The sequence below is a fragment of the Streptomyces sp. NPDC007088 genome, from assembly GCF_042869355.1.
In the GTDB taxonomy this organism is placed as follows: domain Bacteria; phylum Actinomycetota; class Actinomycetes; order Streptomycetales; family Streptomycetaceae; genus Streptomyces.
The window spans coordinates 135,610-151,685 of the sequence record NZ_JBIAFO010000018.1; the positions used below are offsets into that span (position 1 = coordinate 135,610).

Sequence of the window (16,076 nt, forward strand, 5' to 3'; positions counted from 1 at the left end):
CTCAGTACCTGCCGTTCACCGGGAGCCAGTCGGAGTACGCCTCGGGGACGTAGAACTTGTCGGTGTCGGTGTCGTAGCGGAAGGCCCGGAGCTGGACCCTGCCCTTCTCCGAGTAGTCGAAGTCGCACTTCACCCAGTGGTTCACGCCGGACTTGTTGAGGCATGCCTCGGGGGCGCGGCCGTAGTCGGTGTAGATGCCGGCGGCGGCGGACATGCCGTCCTTCTCGGTGTCCAGGACCCATACGACGTCGCCGTCGGGGACGAAGCAGGCCGAGGAGCCGTAGGCGGCGGTGCGGCCGATGCAGTCGGACGGGGGGCCCGAGGAGGCGGAGGTGGCCGCCGCCGATCTGGCGGAGACGGTCGCGTCCGGTGCCGTCTCCGGTCCGGCCTCGGTGGCGCCGTCGGTCGCGGGGCTCTGGTCGACTCCCTCGGAGAGCGTCGCGCCCGCCGGGAAGGCGGCATCGGAGTCGGCGGGTTCCTCCCCGGCCGCGGCCGGTGTGGCGAGCAGGGCCGCCGCGCAGGCGAGCGCCGCCGCGCCGGTCAGCGCACCCCGCCGGACCTTGTGGACGCCACGGAGTCCGGGCACCTGTTCACTCCCCGTCTGGCCGACTGGCCATTTTCGAACACATAACGATCACCTACGTGAACGAAGTGATCGTAGCGACCGGGAAAAGTGAAGGAAAGATGACTGGCGCCCCGGCCCCGGCCGGGCGGTCCCGCGCCCCGCTCCCCCGTCGTCCGCCCTCCGCCGGCCCCTCCCCCGGGGCCCCGCGCGGCGCTCAGCTCCCCGCAGGGGCCACCGCTTCGAGGGCCGCGACGTCCCCCGTCATGAGCGTGGGCAGGTGCGCGGTGAGGTGTTCGACGGGCCAGTCCCACCAGGCGAGGGCGAGCAGCCGGGCGATCTCGTCCTCGGTGAAACGCAGGCGCAGGACGCGGGCCGGGTTGCCGCCGACGACCGCGTAGTCGGGCACGTCGTGGGTCACGAGGGACCCGGCGCCGACGATCGCCCCGTGTCCGATGCGTACGCCGGGCAGCACGGTGGCCCCGTTGCCGAGCCACACGTCGTTGCCGACGACGGTGTCGCCGCGTCCGGGCAGCCCGGCGAGCAGCCCGAAGTGGTCGGCCCAGGGTCCGCCCATGGTGGGGAAGGGGAAGGTCGAGATCCCGTCCATGCGGTGGTTGGCGCCGTTCATGAGGAAACGCACGCCCGTGGCGAGGGCGCAGAACTTCCCGATCACGAGGCGCTCGGGCCCGTAGTGGTAAAGGACGTTGCGCGTCTCGAACGCCTCGGGCTCGTCCGGGTCGTCGTAGTACGAGTACGCGCCGACCTCGATGAGCGGCGAGGTCACGAGCGGTTTGAGCAGCACCACGCGCGGCTGCCCCGGCATGGGGTGGAGGGTCTCGGGATCGGTGACCGGGAGCGGCCCGGGGCCGGACGCGCCCCGCTCCGGCCGCTGGTTCGGTTCCGTCATGGGGCTCCTTCGGCTGGTGTCGGCTGGTGCTTCACGCGGTCGGTCCTCCAGTCGGCGGGGGTCTCCGTACCGCCCTTCTTCACCCGGCGGGTCCGCGGAAGGTACTGGTGGCCCTCCGGTACGGCGCCCCGCGTCGTGGCCGCCCGTACCGGCCGTGCGGAGGACGTCGTGATCCTCGGGCGGCTTGGCGACGGGCTCCGTAGCCGTCCGCCTTCGTGTCGGGCCACCCGACCGCCCTCCCCCGAAGGCGGCGCACGACGGTGCGCCGCGAGGGGTGATCATGCCCTCGGCAGTCACCCCGGGTCCACCGAATTCCGGGGCGGGGGTGCGGACTCGGTGACGGAGGCAGGGCGCGCTACGCCCCTCGGGACCGCCCCGGAGCCGGAGCCGGAGCCTGAGCTGGAACCGAACCGGAACTGCTCCAGTACCGCGCCACCCCGGGACCGGCTCAACGGCTCTCGCTTTCGGAGGACGGACGCACGTCGAGATCCCGGCGGGAAGGCCATGCAGGACCAGGAGCGCGGCCGGCGCCCGGACGGGCTGCCGGGTGGGCACGGTCCCGAGGCGGCTGCTCCAGGCGACCGGGGTGACCGGGGTGACCGGGGTGACCGAGGCGACAGCGGCGGCAGGAGGAGGACGAGGATCGCGACCGCCCTCGCCCTGCCGGCCGCACTCCGCCTCGTCGGGTTCCGGATGCCGGCACCGGGCCTGCACCCGCCCCACGGCGAGGCCAGGGAGACGGACCTCGACCTCACCCTGTTCGCGCTCGCGGGAGTCGCCCCGTGGCTCGCCATGACGTGAGGGGCCGGCAGCCCGCGACTGTCCGGCAGCCCCGCCCGATCCGACGGCAACTCCTGCCCCACGCAGCCCTGTTGGTGACCAACGGGCGGCGAGCGGGAGGCCCTCCCCGCTTCCGGACGACGAACCCGAAATCATGTGAAAGCATGGCAAAAGCCGCACATCGAAGGGCAGTCCACGCGGCACCCGAGCCGGACTCGCCGCGACCGCGCACGGAGCAGAGCACGCACCGAACGGACACAGGACCTCTCGTCACCTTCCGCTGTCGCGATATCGCTCTCCGCTTCCCTCCGCTCCCCTCCAGGAGCCATAGCCTCACGGAGTCAACCAGCGTGATACAGAAAACCGACCAGCCCAGCACCTCGTCCTCGGCCGGCTCCCCCACTCGTCCGGGCCCCACAGCGGGCACCTGCGGCACGCAGGCCTCCGTCGCCTTCTCCGCCGAGGCCCTGAAGCAGTGCCCACAGTCGTTCCGCGACGCGCGGGACGTCGTGAGCGCGGAGACCGGGGTCGCGCTCGGCGAGGTGTCCCCGGACCAGGCGGCCGCCCTCGTCAACGCGCTGGCCGGGGCCCGTCAGGTCGTCGTCGTGGGCGCCGGACGGTCGAAGCTGGCGATCGAGGCCTTCGCGATGCGCCTCGCGCACATGGGTGTCCCCACGTCCGTGTACTCGGACGTGACGGCCCCGCCCGTGGGCCAGGGGGATCTGGTGGTCGCGTGCAGCGGCTCCGGGGAGACCAGTGGGGTCGTCCAGCTCGCAACCTCCGCGGTGGAGGCCGGCGCGGGGCTCGCCGCGGTGGTCGGCGAACCGGACTCCACGCTGGGGCGCCGGGCGGACATGCTGGTGGTCCTGCGGGAGTACAGCCGCGGCCGGGCGCCCGGCCGCTCGGAGCAGTTCATCGGGACGCTCTTCGAGCAGACCGCTCTGCTGTTCTTCGACTCGGTGGTCCTCGCTCTGGAGCGGGCCGGCGCGGTGCACGACGAGGACATGCGGCGCCGCCACACCAACATGGAGTGACCCATGACGGCAACCACGGGCCTGCCCCGGTTCCTCTCCTGCACCAACACCAAAGCGCTGCTGGACAGTTCGGGCTTCGGCGCGTGGTGTGACGGCCTGCTGCCGGACGCCGACGCGCTCGCCCGCGTGGGCTTCGTCGTACTCGTTCCCGCCCAGCTCCTGGACCGGGCCGCGTCCGTGTTCGCGGGCACGGGGATCGGCTGGGGCGCTCAGGACGTGGCCGCGGACGAGACTCCCCCGACCGGTGACATCCCTGCCTCCGCGCTCGCGGCGAGCGGCTGTTCCTGGGTCATGACGGGGCACCACGAGCGGCGTACGACGCACGGGGAGAGCGACGCGGAGGTGGGCCGCAAGGCCGCCTCGGCCGCCGGGCGGGGGCTGCTGCCGCTCGTGTGCGTCGGCGAGGAACGCCCGCTGCCGCTCGCGCCGGCGCTTGAGTCGGTGCGGGTGCAGGCCGAGGCCGTACTGGAGCGTCTGCCGCCCCGGGCACCGGTGACCTGGCTGTACGAGCCGGCCTGGACCTCCGCGGCGGGCACCCCGGCCGGGAGCGGGGTGATCGCGTCGGTCTGCGCCCTGCTGCGCGAGCGGTGCGCGGCCTTCGGCCACCCCACCCGTGTCGCCTACGGCGGAGCCGTGACCCCCGGAGTGGTGACCGGCCTGCTGCGCTCCGGTGACCGGCCCCTGCCGGACGGCATGGGGCTCGGCCGGGCCGCGCACGATCCCGCCCAGCGCTCGGCCGTCCTGTCCGAACTGCTGGACCTGGCGGGGTTCCTGTCCACCCCCGGGGAGCCCGCGGCCTGAACCGCGCCGTCCCGTCCGCGAGGGACGGGACGGCGTGGCGGGCGGGGACGGGCGGGCGAGGACGTGAGGGACTGACGACGTGAGGACGTGCACGAGGTGAACGCGAACGAGACGAACGACGCGGGAGGCCGGCCGGTCACCCTGACCACCGTCCAGTGGACGGACGTCCCACTGCCCGACCTGTGCCGGGACGCCGCGTCCTGGGGCTACGACGGTCTGGCCCTGGCCTGCCACCCCCGGCACTTCGACGCGGTCCGGGCCGCCGCCGACCCCTCGTACGCGGACGAGGTCCGGGCCCTGCTCGACGCGCACGGACTGCGCGTGCACGCCCTGGCGGCGCACATGATCGGGCAGGCGCTGTGCGATCCGGTGGACCACCGGCACCGCCGACTCCTCCCGCCGGAGATCTGGGGCGACGGCGACCCGGAGGGCGTGCGGAAGCGGGCGGCGCGCGTGATGACGGCGCTGCCCGCCGCCGCGGCCCGGCTGGGGGCGGACACCGTCGTGGGGTTCACGGGCTCGCCCGTGTGGCACATGTTCATGCTGTTCCCGCCGGTCGAGCAGGACGACATCGACGCCGGTTACCGGGAGTTCGCCTCGCGTCTGCACCCGGTCCTGGACGCGTTCGACGCGGCCGGGGTGCGTTTCGCGCTGGAGGTGCATCCGACGGAGGTCGCCTACGACTACTGGACCACCGCCCGCACCCTGGACGTCCTCGGCCACCGCCCGGCCTTCGGGCTCAACCTCGATCCGAGCCATTTCCTGTGGCAGGGACTGGACCCGGCGGTCTTCGCCGTCGACTACCGCGAGCGGATCTACCACGTCGACCTGAAGGACGCGGTGCGCCGCGAGGACGGCCGCGCCGGCGTGCTCGGCTCCCACCTGCCGTGGGGGAATCCCCGCCGGGGCTGGGACTTCGTCACGCCGGGCCACGGCCAGGTCGACTTCGAGTCCCTGCTGCGCGCGCTCAACTACATCGGCTACGCGGGCCCGTTGTCGGTCGAGTGGGAGGACGCGGGCATGGACCGCGGCGTCGCGGCGCCGGACGCCCTCCGCTACGTCCGCGCCCTCACCCGCGTGCGCCCCAGCGCCGCCGCCTTCGACTCGGCCTTCGACGCGTCCGGGAAGGCCGATGAGGACGGAGCCTGAGCACGCGGCCCGCACCCGCACCCGATCCGCCGACGCGAACGCACACGCACACGCACTCGCACTCGCACTCGGGACGGGCACGGGCACGGGCACGGACGAACACACATGCACACGCGAACACGCACGGAAAGACCCGAACGGACACGAACAGGACGGGAGTCTTTGTGATGCCCTGGGACCTCGTGGTTTTCGACTACGCCGAAGTGCTTGCCCGCACCCGTCCGCCGCACATGCGCCGCGCCCTGGAGGAGGCGGCGGGCGTGCCCGCCGACCGTTTCTGGGAGGCCTGGCACCGGCACCGCCCGGCCTACAACGTCTGGGCCTCGGCCGCCCGCTTCTGGGAACTGGTCGACGCCGACCTGGACGCCGGCTGGGACGCGGAGCGACGCCAGCGCCTGTGGTCCATCGACATCGGCAACTGCCTGAGCCCGCACGAGCCGACGGTCCGGCTGGCCCGCCGGCTGCGGGGCGAGGTGCCCCTGGCCCTGCTGTCGGACGCCCCGGGGGACCTGGCGCGGGCCCTGGAGGGTTCGCCCGCCCTTGAGGGCTTCGCGCACCTCTTCTTCAGCTGCGACCTCAAAGTGACGAAGCCCGACCCGGCGGCGTACGAGGCGGTTCTGCGGGTGACCGGAGCGGCCCCCGAACGCTCCCTCCTGATCGACGACAAACCCGTCAACACCGAGGGCGCGGCGAAGGTGGGCATGCGGACGCACGAGTACACCTCGGCGGAGGAACTGGAGCGGGCGCTCCAGGGGTTCGGGCTGCTGCGGCCCTGAGGAGGGCCGCGCTCTCACCCCGTGTGTCCTCCGGCGCGGAGGGCGGCGTCGAGTGCCCGGAGGTGCTCGCCCGCGCGTCCGCCTCCCGGAGGCGCGGCGGGCAGTCGGCCGAGCACGGCCCCGGCCTCCCGTGGTGCGTGGCGCAGCGCCCACTGCCCGGTTCCCTCGGCGGGGCCGCGTCCGCCCGCCGGGTTCTCCTCCTCCGCCAGTGCGGCCTGCGCTGCCGAGCCGAGGACGTGTTTCACCTGATGGGCGCTGGCCCTGGGATGGAGGAACGCGGCGGCGGCCGCGTGGCTCGCCGACCGGGCAGCGGCGGCGGCCGCGGGGGTGGCGGCCTCGCGGGCCGCCTTGTACGCCGCCCACGCGCTCTGCCGCAGAGCCGTGGTGCGCGGGCCGCCCGCCGCGAAGGCACGTGCCGCCTCGACGGCTTCGCGGGGGCGCGGGTCCCCGGGGCGGTCCTGCTCGAAGAGCGGCAGCACCCTGCTCGCGCACTCGGCGGCCCAGCCCGTGACGGCCCGCAGTTCTCGTACGTCCAGTTCGATCGGGCCCGGTTCGGTCGGCATTCCGCCATCCTGCCGCAGCGCGCCGGAGGGCCGTCCCGTGGGCCGGGCGGCTCGCGCCGCCGTCCGCCGGGGTGCGGCGCGCACGCGGTGCGCCCTCGCAGGAAGCGGACCGTCTCAGGTCAGTTCGCGCAGGCCAGCCGGACCGCGGCCGATGATCCCCGGGCCTGGAAGTCGCCGTCCCTGAGGTAGGAGCTGCCCTCCACGACGAACCACCGGGGCTCGTCGGAGCGCGCGCACCGGACGCCGCCGCTGAACTCGGCGACCCGGTCGTCGGCGCCCCGCAGGGGGCTGCGCGCGTACGTCATGACGACTCTGTTGCGGCAACCGCGTTCGCAACTCCGGCTGAGGATGCGCGCCTTCACCCACTGGGTCTTCCAGCCGCTCCCCGCGCAGGTCTGCCGGACCCGCGCCTCGATCCGCCCTCCCCCGCTCACCCGGGGAGGCTCCTCCCGCATCACGCAGCGGTGAGTGGCTTTGGGGGCGGTGGCGGAGAAGGACGAGACCGCGACCACTACGGAGACGATCGCGCCGAGCAGCGACACGGTGAACAACAACGAAAGAGACCTGCGCACCTGAGCCCTCTGGTGTCCTCGACGCCGGGAACGACTTGGCGAGAACTATGCCGAACCGGCGCGGGAGGGAGGTATCAGGACAACGCGTCGCCGCCTCAATGGGCCAATAGCACTACCGGGTGAACCTTTCTGCCACACACCCACCGGCCACCGGTCACCAGCCACCGGCACCCCGCACCCGGCACCCGGCACCCGGCCACCCTTCAAGCGGCCTTGGCCCCTTCGTGCTTCCAGTAGCCGGAGAACGTGATGCGGTTCTTGGCCAGGCCCGCGCGGTGCAGGTGGCGGCGCGCCTCGGTGGCGAGTGTCGACTCCCCGACCACGAACGCGTAACCGCTCTCCCCGACCGACTGGTGGCGGCGGAGTTCGGCGAGCGCGGCGGCGCCGGGGACCGCCGCGGCGTCGCCGCGGACCACCCAGGTCACGGCCACCCCGCGCGGTGCGTCGAGGTCGCGGCAGTCACCCGCCACCGGGACTTCCTGGATGACCCGGCCGACGGTGTCCGGCGGCAGCGAGCGCAGGACCCCGGCCGTGGCCGGCAGGCCGCTCTCGTCGGCGACGACGAGCACCTCGGAGGCGTCGTCCGGGCAGTCGAAGACGATTCCCTGGTCGAGCAGGGCGAGGGGATCGCCGGGCTCGGCGGCGCACGCCCAGATCGCCGCCGCGCCGTCGATCTCCCCGGTCGGTCCGCGGTGCACGACGAAGTCGATGTCCAGTTCGGCCACTTCGGGACGGAAGCCCGCGACCGTGTAGTTGGCGCAGTGCGGCCGGACGTCCTCCGGGATCGCCAGGTACGGTTCCCACCAGCGCGAGCCCGACAGCTCCGGGAGTACGAACTCCTCCTGGTGCGGCAGCCGCAGGAAGAGACGGAACCAGTGGTCGTAGCCGCGCCAGGGGAACTCCCCGAGGTCGGCACCGGTCACCGTCACGCGTTGCATCGACGGGGTGACGCGCTCGCTGCGGAGCACCTCAGCGCGGAACAGAGACGGTTCTGTCGGCGTGAGCCGGGGATTCTTCGGCATGAAGCTTAGGTTAGCCTAAGCTAATCCCCCGCCCAAGACTCCCCGCCCGGCCCCGACGTCCCGGCGCCGACGCGTGTCGGCTGCGACCCGGCCTGTCGGCCGTGGGCGGCAAGTCGCTCAGGGCCAGGAACGGGAGCAGAGCACCAGGCGGTAGCCGTCCGGGTCGGCGACCGTGACGCCGTGCTCGTCCCAGTACGGGTTGTGGGCCGGGACCCGGGTGCCACCGGCGGCCACCAGACGTCCGGTCAGGGACTCGTCCACCGGTTCACCGAGGTAGACCACGAACAGGTCGTCCACCGTCGGGCTCGGCTCCAGCGGGCGCTCCGGGTCGTGCGTCAGCTCGAAGTGCCAGGCGCCCCCGGCCGGGCCGACCATCACCAGATCGTGTTCCCCCGGGACGCGTTCGGTGGTGCGCCACAGGACGGACAGCCCGAGACCGTCCACGTAGAACCGTTCGGCGGCGGCCAGGTCCCGCGAGGGCCTGGCCACCCGGACATGGGCGGTCGCATCGATCACGCCGGTACCTCCAGGTCGGCCCGCCGGACGGAGCTGCCCACGGCCCGGCGACCGAAGCCGAAGCGGTCCAGCCGGGCCAGGGGCTCCAGCAGGTCCGCCCGGTCCAGCCGGTCCAGCCGGTCCGCCCGGTCCGTGCCGGCGCGGGTCCGCCCCGCGTACGGCCGCCGTTCGGGGCCTCTCCTCCGGGTCATGCCCGCGACTTTACGTCCGCCGGACCGGCCCCGGCCGGGATCAACGCACCTTCCGTCAGGTCCGCGAGGGGCGTGAGCCGGACCTCCGTCCGCTCAGGTGGCGGCGGGCCACGGGACGTCGGTCTCGACGGGGGCGCCGTAGTCGACCCCGGGGACGGAGAAGCCGTACAGCCGCTCGACCTGCGTACGGAACCAGTCGAGGTCGGCGAGTTCCGCGATGTTCCCGTTGTCCGCGCCCTGCCAGCGGTCACCGATCGCCGCCTGGACCTCCGGAGCCAGCTCCCACGTGTCGAGCCGTACGCGGCCCTCCTCGTCCAGGTCGAGGGGCGCGGCGCCGGTGAGCTGGTCCCAGAGCGCGGTGAGCTGGACGACCGGCGGGACGAGGCCGTCCCCCAACTCCCTGCGCAGCAGCCCGAGGTAGAGCGCGATACCGGGGATCGCGGTGGACGACTGGGTGACGGCCGCGCCGTTGACGGAGGTGACGGCCCGGCCGCCGTACGCCTTGAGGTAGCCGGCCAGGTCGCGGGCGGTCCGCTCCAGGTCGGCCTTGGCCGCCCCGATCGTGCCCCGCCGGTAGAGGGCGGCGGTCAGCGGGGACCCGATGTAGGAGAGGGCCGCCGTGGTGAACCCCTCGGCCAGCAGGCCGCGTTCGGCGAGCCGCTCGACCCAGCGCCGCCAGTCGGCGCCGCCCATGACGCCGATGGTCTGCCGGATGTCGTCGCCCTCGGCGGGGGCCGTTTCGACGCTCGTGACCTCGGGCCGTCCGTCGCCGTCGAAGACGAGGGTCTTCGTACGGTGCGCCGCGCCGACCGGCTTGAGCACGGAGGCGTACTTCTCGCCGGTGTCCGGGTCGGTGCGCCGGGGAGCGGCGACCGAGTAGACGAGGTAGTCGACCTTCCCGCCGAAGCGGTCCGTGACGAGCCGGGCGACGGTGTCCTTCATGTCGTCACCGAAGGCGTCGCCGTTGAGGAACACGAAGTCGTGCCCGTGCCGGGCCGCGAGCGCGGCGGTCGCCGCCGTGCGGTACCACCCGGCCGTTCCGGTACGCCGGTCCGGCGCCTTCTCGAAGCTCACGCCGATCCCCCGGACCCCGACGTGCGCGAGGCCCGCGACCGTGGCGGCGAGGCCGTATCCGGCGGAGGAGCCGATGACGAGAGCGACGGGCCTCTCCGCCCCGGCATCCGCCTTCCCGGACGTGTCCCGCGCGGGCGGCGGCGTGTCCCGCCACATGTCCTCGACGAGCCGCGCGCACCCGGCGGGGTGGGAGTCGAAGAACAGGAATCCACGATTCCGGGGTACGACAACACGTTCACTCATGGGGTTCCTCGCCGTTCGGGGGTGCTCTCGGGCCGAGTCGCCGCTGGCCGGGAAGCGACCGTCACGACGCGCTCCCGCAAGAGCGGTCGGCGCGTTCCGCGACACCGCCTCCCACGGGCGCCGGTCCCTCAAGTCTCCGGCGGTACGCGTCCGCGCGGTGGCCGGGTACGGGACAGTGATGCCGGGCCGGTCTTGGAGGGTTGCCACGATGTGGAACGAGAGCGGGAGCGGTACCGGGGGGCGGGCGGGCGTGGAGCCGGGGCCACGGACAGAACGGGGCCGGGCCGCACCCCACACACGTCACGGCACCCCTCCCACCGCCTGCGCGGGCACAGGGCCGTACGCGAGACAAGGCCCCTAACAAGCACTTTACGTAACGGATCGCATACCCTTCGTGTCGTGCTGATGAGGGCGGGACGTCGCGTACCTCGGTCCGTGCTGTGGCGGCTCGCGCTGGTCACGGTGGTGGCCGGGCTGCTGCACCTGCTCGGCTGCGCCCACGGCGCACAGGCTGCCGGGCTGCCGCGCACGGATTCCCTGCCCGTTGCCGCGGCGGCCGCCTTCCCGCACACGCATCCCGCCGTGGTGTCCGCTCCCGCACCGTGCGACCACGGCACCGCCGTGGGGTGCGCCGGCGTGGACGAGCCCGCCGCCGCCGGTCCCCGGACGGGCCTGCCGGTCCCCCCGGCGACCGGCGGCGGTCCACTGATGGCCGCTCCCGCCCCGGCGGCGCCCGGCAGGAGCCGGGCGTCGCGGCGCGGCGAAGGCGGCGAAGGCCCTGCGGAGCACGGCCGGACGCGGGCCGTGCTGGGGGTGTGGCGGACCTGAGGGGACCTCGTCCCCGGCCGCGCCCGCGTGACACGGGCGCCCGGTGACGTCGTCGTCCACTCATGGTTCCGTCCTCGAACACCACCGGCCCGCCACGCCCTTGACCGGGGCGCGGTGGCGGCCGACAGGAGACCTGTGCGATGAACTGCTCTCCCCTGCCTTCCTCCCCGGCGCCCGCCCAGTTGCTGACCGGTGCCACGCGCCGGGCCCACACCCCGGCCTCCCTGGTGGGTGACACCCCCGTGTTGTGGGTCGGTGAGCCCTTCACGGAGGCCGGGCGCGGTTTCTGGGCCAAGCTCGAAGGCCACAACCCCGGCGGCATCAAGGACCGCACCGCCCTGTACATGGTCGAACGCGCCCGCGAACGCGGTGACCTGCTGCCCGGCGCGCGGATCGTGGAGTCGACCTCCGGCACGCTCGGCCTGGGTCTGGCGCTGGCGGGGATCGTCTTCGGCCATCCGGTCACCGTGGTCACCGACCCCGGCATGGAACCCCTGGTGTCGGGCCTGCTGACCGCCTACGGCGCGGACGTGCGGGTGGTCCGCGAGCCGCATCCGGCCGGGGGCTGGCAGCAGGCCCGTCGCGACCGCGTCGCCGAACTGCTGTCGTCGTATCCGGGCGCGTGGTGCCCGGACCAGTACCACAATCCCGACAACGTGGCCGCGTACGCGGGCCTGGCCCGGGAGCTGGTCGCCCAGCTCGGACGGATCGATGCCCTGGTGGTCAGCGTGGGCACCGGCGGGCACTCCGCCGGTATCGCCTCGGTGCTGCGCGGCTACTTTCCCGGCCTGAAGGTCGTGGGCGTGGACACGACGGGTTCCACCATCTTCGGGCAGCGGGCCGCGCCGCGGCTGATGCGGGGACTGGGCAGCAGCATCTATCCGCGCAATGTCGACTACACCCTGTTCGACGAGGTGCACTGGGTCGCCGCCGGAGAAGCGGTCTGGTCCGCACGGGCTCTGGCCCGCTCCCGGTACGCGAGCGGCGGATGGAGCGTGGGCGCCGTCGCCCTGGTCGCCCGCCACCTGGCCGCGACCCTGCCGGCCGAGGCCCGGATCGCCGCCGTCTTCCCCGACGGCCCGCACCGCTACGCCGGTACCGTCTTCGACGACTCCTGGTGCCGGGAGCGCCAGTTGCTGGGCTGTGAGCCGGCCGCCGCCCCGGACCGGATCGCCCATCCCGGCGAGCGGGCGGTCGCGCGGTGGACGAAGTGCGAGACGGTCCTGGACCCGGCACCCGCCGCGCGGGCCGCCGGCACGGGCGCGGCGGCCCTGGCGGGAGCGGCCCGGTGAGGACCCTGTGGACCTCCACCCGGAGTTTCCCGCCCGCGGTGCGGCTGCTGATGGCCAACCAGTTCGCCATCAACCTCGCCTTCTACATGCTCATGCCCTACCTCGCCGCCCACCTCGCCGGTGAGCTGGGCCTGGCCGCGTGGGCGGTCGGCCTCGTGCTGGGCGTGCGCAACTTCTCCCAGCAGGGCATGTTCCTCATCGGCGGCACGATCGCCGACCGCTTCGGCTGCAAGGTGCCGATCATGGCCGGCTGTCTGCTGCGCACCGCCGGGTTCGCGCTGCTGGGCGTCGTGGACAGCCTGCCTGTCCTGGTCCTCGCGTCGGCGGCCACGGGATTCGCGGGCGCCCTCTTCAATCCGGCCGTACGCGCCTGTCTCGCCGCCGAAGCCGGGCAGGAGCGGCGGGTGGAGGCGTTCGCGACGTTCAACGTCTACTACCAGGCCGGAATGCTGGCCGGGCCGCTGGTCGGCCTGGCGTTGCTGGCCGCCGACTTCCGCCTGGTGTGCCTGGTGGCGGCGGGTGTCTTCGCGGCCCTGACCGTGGTCCAGGGCCGGTTTCTGCCCGCGCGCCGGGCGGGCGACGGCAACGGGCGGGAGAGCGGGGTGCTGGCGCAGTGGCGCGCGGTGGCGGCCAACCGGCCGTTCCTGCTGTTCTCCCTGGCGATGACCGGCTCCTACGTGCTGTCCTTCCAGGTCTATCTCGCGCTGCCGCTGGCCGCCGGGGAGGCGTTCGGGAACGCGGGTCCCACGGCCACCAGCCTGCTGTTCGTCCTGTCCGCCGCGGTGGCCGTCACCGGCCAGCTGAGACTGACCGGCTGGGCGAAGGCGCGCTGGAGCGGTCAGCAGGCCCTGGTGCGCGGCCTCGCCGTGATGGGGCTGGCGTTCGCGCCGCTCGCTCTCGTCGCCGCGAGCGGTGGGGCCGTGCCGGGAGTGGTGGCGCCGGCCGCGCTGGCCGCCGCGGTGATCGCCCTGTCGGCCGGCAGCGCGATCGTCTACCCCTTCGAGATGGACACCGTCGTCTCCCTGTCCGGCAACCGCCTGGTCGCCACCCACTACGGTCTCTACAACACCGTCTCCGGGATCGGCGTCACCCTGGGCAACCTGATCACCGGCGCCCTGTGGGACTACGCCACGAGGCACCAGGCGCTGTGGCTGGTGTGGGCCGCGCTGACCCTGACCGGCGGGGCCTGCGCGAGTGCCGTCCTGGGCCTGGCGCGCACGGGGCGGCTCGCCGCGTCGACGCCTCAGCCCGCGACCGCCTGACGCGAGCGGGCCGCATCCGGGCCGGGCGCGCGGGAGACTCGCTCCTGACGCGCCCGGCCCCGCCTCGCTCACGCCGGGTGCCGGCGCCGCGACCACCACGTCGTGGCGCCGCCGACAGCGGCCGGAAGGACCGCGACGGTCCCGAAGACCCCGCCGGTGCCCAGGCCGTCACCGTGGCCGCCTGGAGCGCTGGGCAGGCGTTCGTGTTCGCCGGCCGTGACGAGCGAGCGACGGAACGGGGAGTCAGACCCGCGCGGACGACACGAACGCCGACCACGCGGCCGGGGCGAAACCGAGGCCCGGACGGCGTACGTCCTTGGAGTCACGGACGTGCGACACACCCGGCTCCACAGCCACCTCCACACAATCGGGGCCGTTACTGGAGTCGCTGTAGCTGCTCTTGAACCACGTCAACGGGCCGTGCCGGTAAGCGTCCATGCGCCCAAGCCTGAGCCGCGACGGCCGACGGCACAAGACCGCCGCCGACCGTGACGAACGAGCGACGAGCCGAGCAGTCAGATCCGCGCGGACGACACGAAGGCCGACCACGCGGCCGGGGCGAAACCGAGGCCCGGACGGCGTACGTCCTTGGAGTCGCGGACATGCAACACACCCGGCTCCACGGCCACCTCCACACAATCGGGGCCGTCGCTGGAGTCGCTGTAGCTGCTCTTGAACCACGCCAGTTCCGCATGATCCTTCGGTGAGTACTTCAGCATGTGCCGTCTCCCAAGACTTGCTCGATGAATTCCTGCGACCTGCGCGGTGTCAGGGCCTGCGCACGGATGATCCCATAGCGCAGCTCCTGCACTTGCAGGCTTTTCGGGTCGTCCACCAGGCGATTGACCGACTGCGCCTCCGAGTACCCGAACGTCCGCCCGTCCCGGATCTTCAGGAGTTGCAACTGTCCCATCAGCCCGGCGTGCTCCTCCGTGTCGGTGGGCATGACCTGCAATTCCACGTTCCGCAGGCGGCTCAGTTCCAGTATGTGTGTCAACTGCCGCCTGAGCGCCGCCCGGCCGCCGATCGGCCGCCGCAGAGTGGCCTCTTCCTGCACGAAGGTCAGCGTGACCATCGGCTCTCGCGTGAAGATCTCCTGTCGCGCGAGGCGGTCCCGGACCAGCTCGTCGATCTGCTCCGGCGTGTGCGCCGGTCGCTTCTGCGCGAACAGCGCCCGCGCGTACTCCTCCGTCTGCAACAGGCCGTGGAGGTTGTGGTTGCCGTAGGCGCCCAGCTCCACGGCCTGCTTCTCCAGCTTGATCAGCGTGGGCAGCTTCTTCGGGTACCTGGCCTCGGCGACGTCCTCCGACATCGCGGCGACCTTGCCCTGGGCCCCGACCGCCACGTCCACCTTCTCCAGATACTCCGGGCGGGGGATGCGGACACCGCGTTCGACCTTGTACACGAGGTTCTCGCCGTAGCCGATCCCCTTGGCCAGTTGGGCGCGGGTGAGCCCGGCCCCCTCGCGCCACAGGACCAACTGACGAGCCACGAAGCCGAGCACCGCGTTGGGCTCGATCTCCTCCTCGTCCCCGTCCGGCTGTACCGGAATCTCCGGCTCCCTCACCGTCACGGACGTCACCCCTTCCTCTTGGACAGCACTTGGACACGTCCCGGACACCCACGGGACAGTCACCGTCCGTACGAGCGTCGTCACTGGTCAGCCTACGCAGAGCGAACGAACCTTAGTGACGTGAATCACGAAATCACCCACACCCCCGAAACCGTCCGGCACTTCAGCGTGCAGCTCTCCTCCACGCTCCGGGGCGCGCGCCTGGCGCGCCTGCTGGCGGTCGAGCAACTGCGTTCCTGGGAGATCCCTTTGGAGGCTCCCGCGCAGATCGTCGCCGAACTCGCCGCGAACGCCGTCACGCACGGCAACGTGCGCGGGCGGGACTTCCTGCTGTCCATGCGGGCCACGACCGACACGCTGCGTATCGAGGCGACGGACACGCGGCGTGACCGGGAGCCGGTGGTCTCGGTGCCCGGGGCGGAGGACGAGGGCGGGCGCGGGCTGCTGCTGGTCTCGGCCCTGTCCGACGACTGGGGTGTCGAGCGGGGGCCCGTGCCCCGTAAGACGGTGTGGGCCGAACTGGCCCTGCGGTGAGTCCCGTTCCAGCGCTCATGTCACCGGGTCGCGGGAACTCGCGACCCGGTGGCGCGCGTCCCGCTGCCGGGCGGCATCACCCCGTAAAGAACGAGGGAGAAGGACCCTTCCCACCTGCCTACCGGGCCCCGTCCCCAAGCTCACCCGTAGGAGTGAACGAGGACGTTCGGGCTGGTAAAGCGACGTCTGTGCTGGCATATGCTCGCCGCGAGCAACACCGAGACCTCCTCACAACTGCACGCGCCCAGAACGCAGATGGGCCCCCGCAGGGACTGGCATCCCGGCGAGGGCCTGACCAATTCGGAAGAGAAGAGCTTCCTCATGGCTGGGACCCAGCTTAATCGGCGCTCCGCGCCCTGTCGCGGAGTCACGCACTCCAACCGCCGACACACCG

At 73.1% G+C, this 16,076-nt stretch carries 20 protein-coding genes; 9 read left to right on the forward strand and 11 right to left on the reverse strand.

Translation table 11 applies throughout. The features are described from left to right. Window position 1: 1 nt before the first annotated feature. Together ACFYMP_RS25405 and ACFYMP_RS25410 are read right to left on the reverse strand one after the other, a co-directional pair. Window positions 2-586 carry a hypothetical protein gene (locus ACFYMP_RS25405; RefSeq protein WP_388861776.1) on the reverse strand — a complete coding sequence of 195 codons (585 nt, stop codon included), beginning with the start codon at window positions 584-586 and terminating at the stop codon, window positions 2-4. 193 nt (window positions 587-779) lie between these two features. After that, on the reverse strand, window positions 780-1,472 hold the full coding sequence (locus ACFYMP_RS25410) for a CatB-related O-acetyltransferase (protein ID WP_388861778.1): 693 nt from the start codon (window positions 1,470-1,472) through the stop codon (window positions 780-782). A gap of 504 nt (window positions 1,473-1,976) precedes the next feature. Here ACFYMP_RS25410 and ACFYMP_RS25415 point away from each other — a divergent pair. The 5 genes from ACFYMP_RS25415 (at window position 1,977) to ACFYMP_RS25435 (ending at window position 6,012) form a co-directional block, all read left to right on the forward strand. Beyond that, on the forward strand, window positions 1,977-2,273 hold the full coding sequence (locus ACFYMP_RS25415) for a hypothetical protein (protein WP_388861780.1): 297 nt from the start codon (window positions 1,977-1,979) through the stop codon (window positions 2,271-2,273). 329 nt (window positions 2,274-2,602) lie between these two features. After that, window positions 2,603-3,286 carry a 6-phospho-3-hexuloisomerase gene (hxlB, locus tag ACFYMP_RS25420; RefSeq protein ID WP_388861782.1) on the forward strand — a complete coding sequence of 228 codons (684 nt, stop codon included), beginning with the start codon at window positions 2,603-2,605 and terminating at the stop codon, window positions 3,284-3,286. A 3-nt stretch (window positions 3,287-3,289) separates the two neighbouring features. Beyond that, window positions 3,290-4,087: a triose-phosphate isomerase gene (locus ACFYMP_RS25425; RefSeq protein ID WP_388861784.1), complete on the forward strand. Its 798-nt coding sequence runs from the start codon at window positions 3,290-3,292 to the stop codon at window positions 4,085-4,087. A 96-nt stretch (window positions 4,088-4,183) separates the two neighbouring features. Continuing rightward, window positions 4,184-5,236 carry a sugar phosphate isomerase/epimerase family protein gene (locus ACFYMP_RS25430; RefSeq protein ID WP_388861786.1) on the forward strand — a complete coding sequence of 351 codons (1,053 nt, stop codon included), beginning with the start codon at window positions 4,184-4,186 and terminating at the stop codon, window positions 5,234-5,236. A 167-nt stretch (window positions 5,237-5,403) separates the two neighbouring features. Further along, a complete protein-coding gene (locus ACFYMP_RS25435) occupies window positions 5,404-6,012 on the forward strand; it encodes an HAD-IA family hydrolase (RefSeq protein ID WP_388861788.1) in 609 nt (202 codons plus the stop codon). A gap of 14 nt (window positions 6,013-6,026) precedes the next feature. Here ACFYMP_RS25435 and ACFYMP_RS25440 read toward each other — a convergent pair whose 3' ends face one another. From ACFYMP_RS25440 to ACFYMP_RS25465, 6 genes are all read right to left on the reverse strand, one after another. After that, window positions 6,027-6,575 (reverse strand): putative immunity protein, encoded by a 549-nt coding sequence (locus ACFYMP_RS25440; protein WP_388861790.1) that lies wholly within the window; start codon window positions 6,573-6,575, stop codon window positions 6,027-6,029. A 119-nt stretch (window positions 6,576-6,694) separates the two neighbouring features. Beyond that, window positions 6,695-7,147: a hypothetical protein gene (locus ACFYMP_RS25445; RefSeq protein WP_388861792.1), complete on the reverse strand. Its 453-nt coding sequence runs from the start codon at window positions 7,145-7,147 to the stop codon at window positions 6,695-6,697. A 203-nt stretch (window positions 7,148-7,350) separates the two neighbouring features. Further along, window positions 7,351-8,169: a siderophore-interacting protein gene (locus ACFYMP_RS25450; RefSeq protein WP_388861794.1), complete on the reverse strand. Its 819-nt coding sequence runs from the start codon at window positions 8,167-8,169 to the stop codon at window positions 7,351-7,353. Between the two features lie 117 nt (window positions 8,170-8,286). After that, a complete protein-coding gene (locus ACFYMP_RS25455; RefSeq protein WP_388861796.1) occupies window positions 8,287-8,685 on the reverse strand; it encodes a VOC family protein in 399 nt (132 codons plus the stop codon). Next, a complete protein-coding gene (locus ACFYMP_RS25460; protein ID WP_388861798.1) occupies window positions 8,682-8,876 on the reverse strand; it encodes a hypothetical protein in 195 nt (64 codons plus the stop codon). The genes ACFYMP_RS25455 and ACFYMP_RS25460 overlap by 4 nt, the downstream gene beginning before the upstream one ends. A 93-nt stretch (window positions 8,877-8,969) precedes the next feature. After that, window positions 8,970-10,193, reverse strand: coding sequence for an enoyl-[acyl-carrier-protein] reductase FabV (locus ACFYMP_RS25465; protein ID WP_388861800.1), 1,224 nt, complete (start codon window positions 10,191-10,193; stop codon window positions 8,970-8,972). 399 nt (window positions 10,194-10,592) lie between these two features. Between ACFYMP_RS25465 and ACFYMP_RS25470 the strand changes: the two genes are divergently transcribed. The 3 genes from ACFYMP_RS25470 to ACFYMP_RS25480 all read left to right on the forward strand — a co-directional run bounded on the left by ACFYMP_RS25470 (window position 10,593) and on the right by ACFYMP_RS25480 (window position 13,575). Then, complete coding sequence (locus ACFYMP_RS25470) at window positions 10,593-11,021, forward strand: hypothetical protein (protein WP_388861802.1); 429 nt, start codon at window positions 10,593-10,595, stop codon at window positions 11,019-11,021. Between the two features lie 140 nt (window positions 11,022-11,161). Next, window positions 11,162-12,313, forward strand: a complete 1,152-nt coding sequence (locus ACFYMP_RS25475) for a PLP-dependent cysteine synthase family protein (protein ID WP_388861804.1) — start codon at window positions 11,162-11,164, stop codon at window positions 12,311-12,313. After that, window positions 12,310-13,575: an MFS transporter gene (locus ACFYMP_RS25480; protein ID WP_388861806.1), complete on the forward strand. Its 1,266-nt coding sequence runs from the start codon at window positions 12,310-12,312 to the stop codon at window positions 13,573-13,575. Before ACFYMP_RS25475 ends, ACFYMP_RS25480 begins: the two co-directional genes overlap by 4 nt. Before the next feature lie 243 nt (window positions 13,576-13,818). Here ACFYMP_RS25480 and ACFYMP_RS25485 read toward each other — a convergent pair whose 3' ends face one another. The 3 genes from ACFYMP_RS25485 to ACFYMP_RS25495 form a co-directional block, all read right to left on the reverse strand. Continuing rightward, entirely contained in the window at window positions 13,819-14,013 is a 195-nt protein-coding gene (locus ACFYMP_RS25485; RefSeq protein WP_388861808.1) for a DUF397 domain-containing protein, read from the reverse strand. A gap of 77 nt (window positions 14,014-14,090) precedes the next feature. Further along, window positions 14,091-14,294 (reverse strand): DUF397 domain-containing protein, encoded by a 204-nt coding sequence (locus ACFYMP_RS25490; protein ID WP_388861810.1) that lies wholly within the window; start codon window positions 14,292-14,294, stop codon window positions 14,091-14,093. After that, window positions 14,288-15,157 (reverse strand): Scr1 family TA system antitoxin-like transcriptional regulator, encoded by an 870-nt coding sequence (locus tag ACFYMP_RS25495; RefSeq protein WP_388861812.1) that lies wholly within the window; start codon window positions 15,155-15,157, stop codon window positions 14,288-14,290. The genes ACFYMP_RS25490 and ACFYMP_RS25495 overlap by 7 nt, the downstream gene beginning before the upstream one ends. Window positions 15,158-15,268: 111 nt before the next feature. On the opposite strand from ACFYMP_RS25495, the gene ACFYMP_RS25500 reads away from it, so the two are divergent. Then, window positions 15,269-15,682, forward strand: coding sequence for an ATP-binding protein (locus ACFYMP_RS25500; RefSeq protein WP_388861814.1), 414 nt, complete (start codon window positions 15,269-15,271; stop codon window positions 15,680-15,682). The last annotated feature ends 394 nt before the right edge of the window (window positions 15,683-16,076 follow it).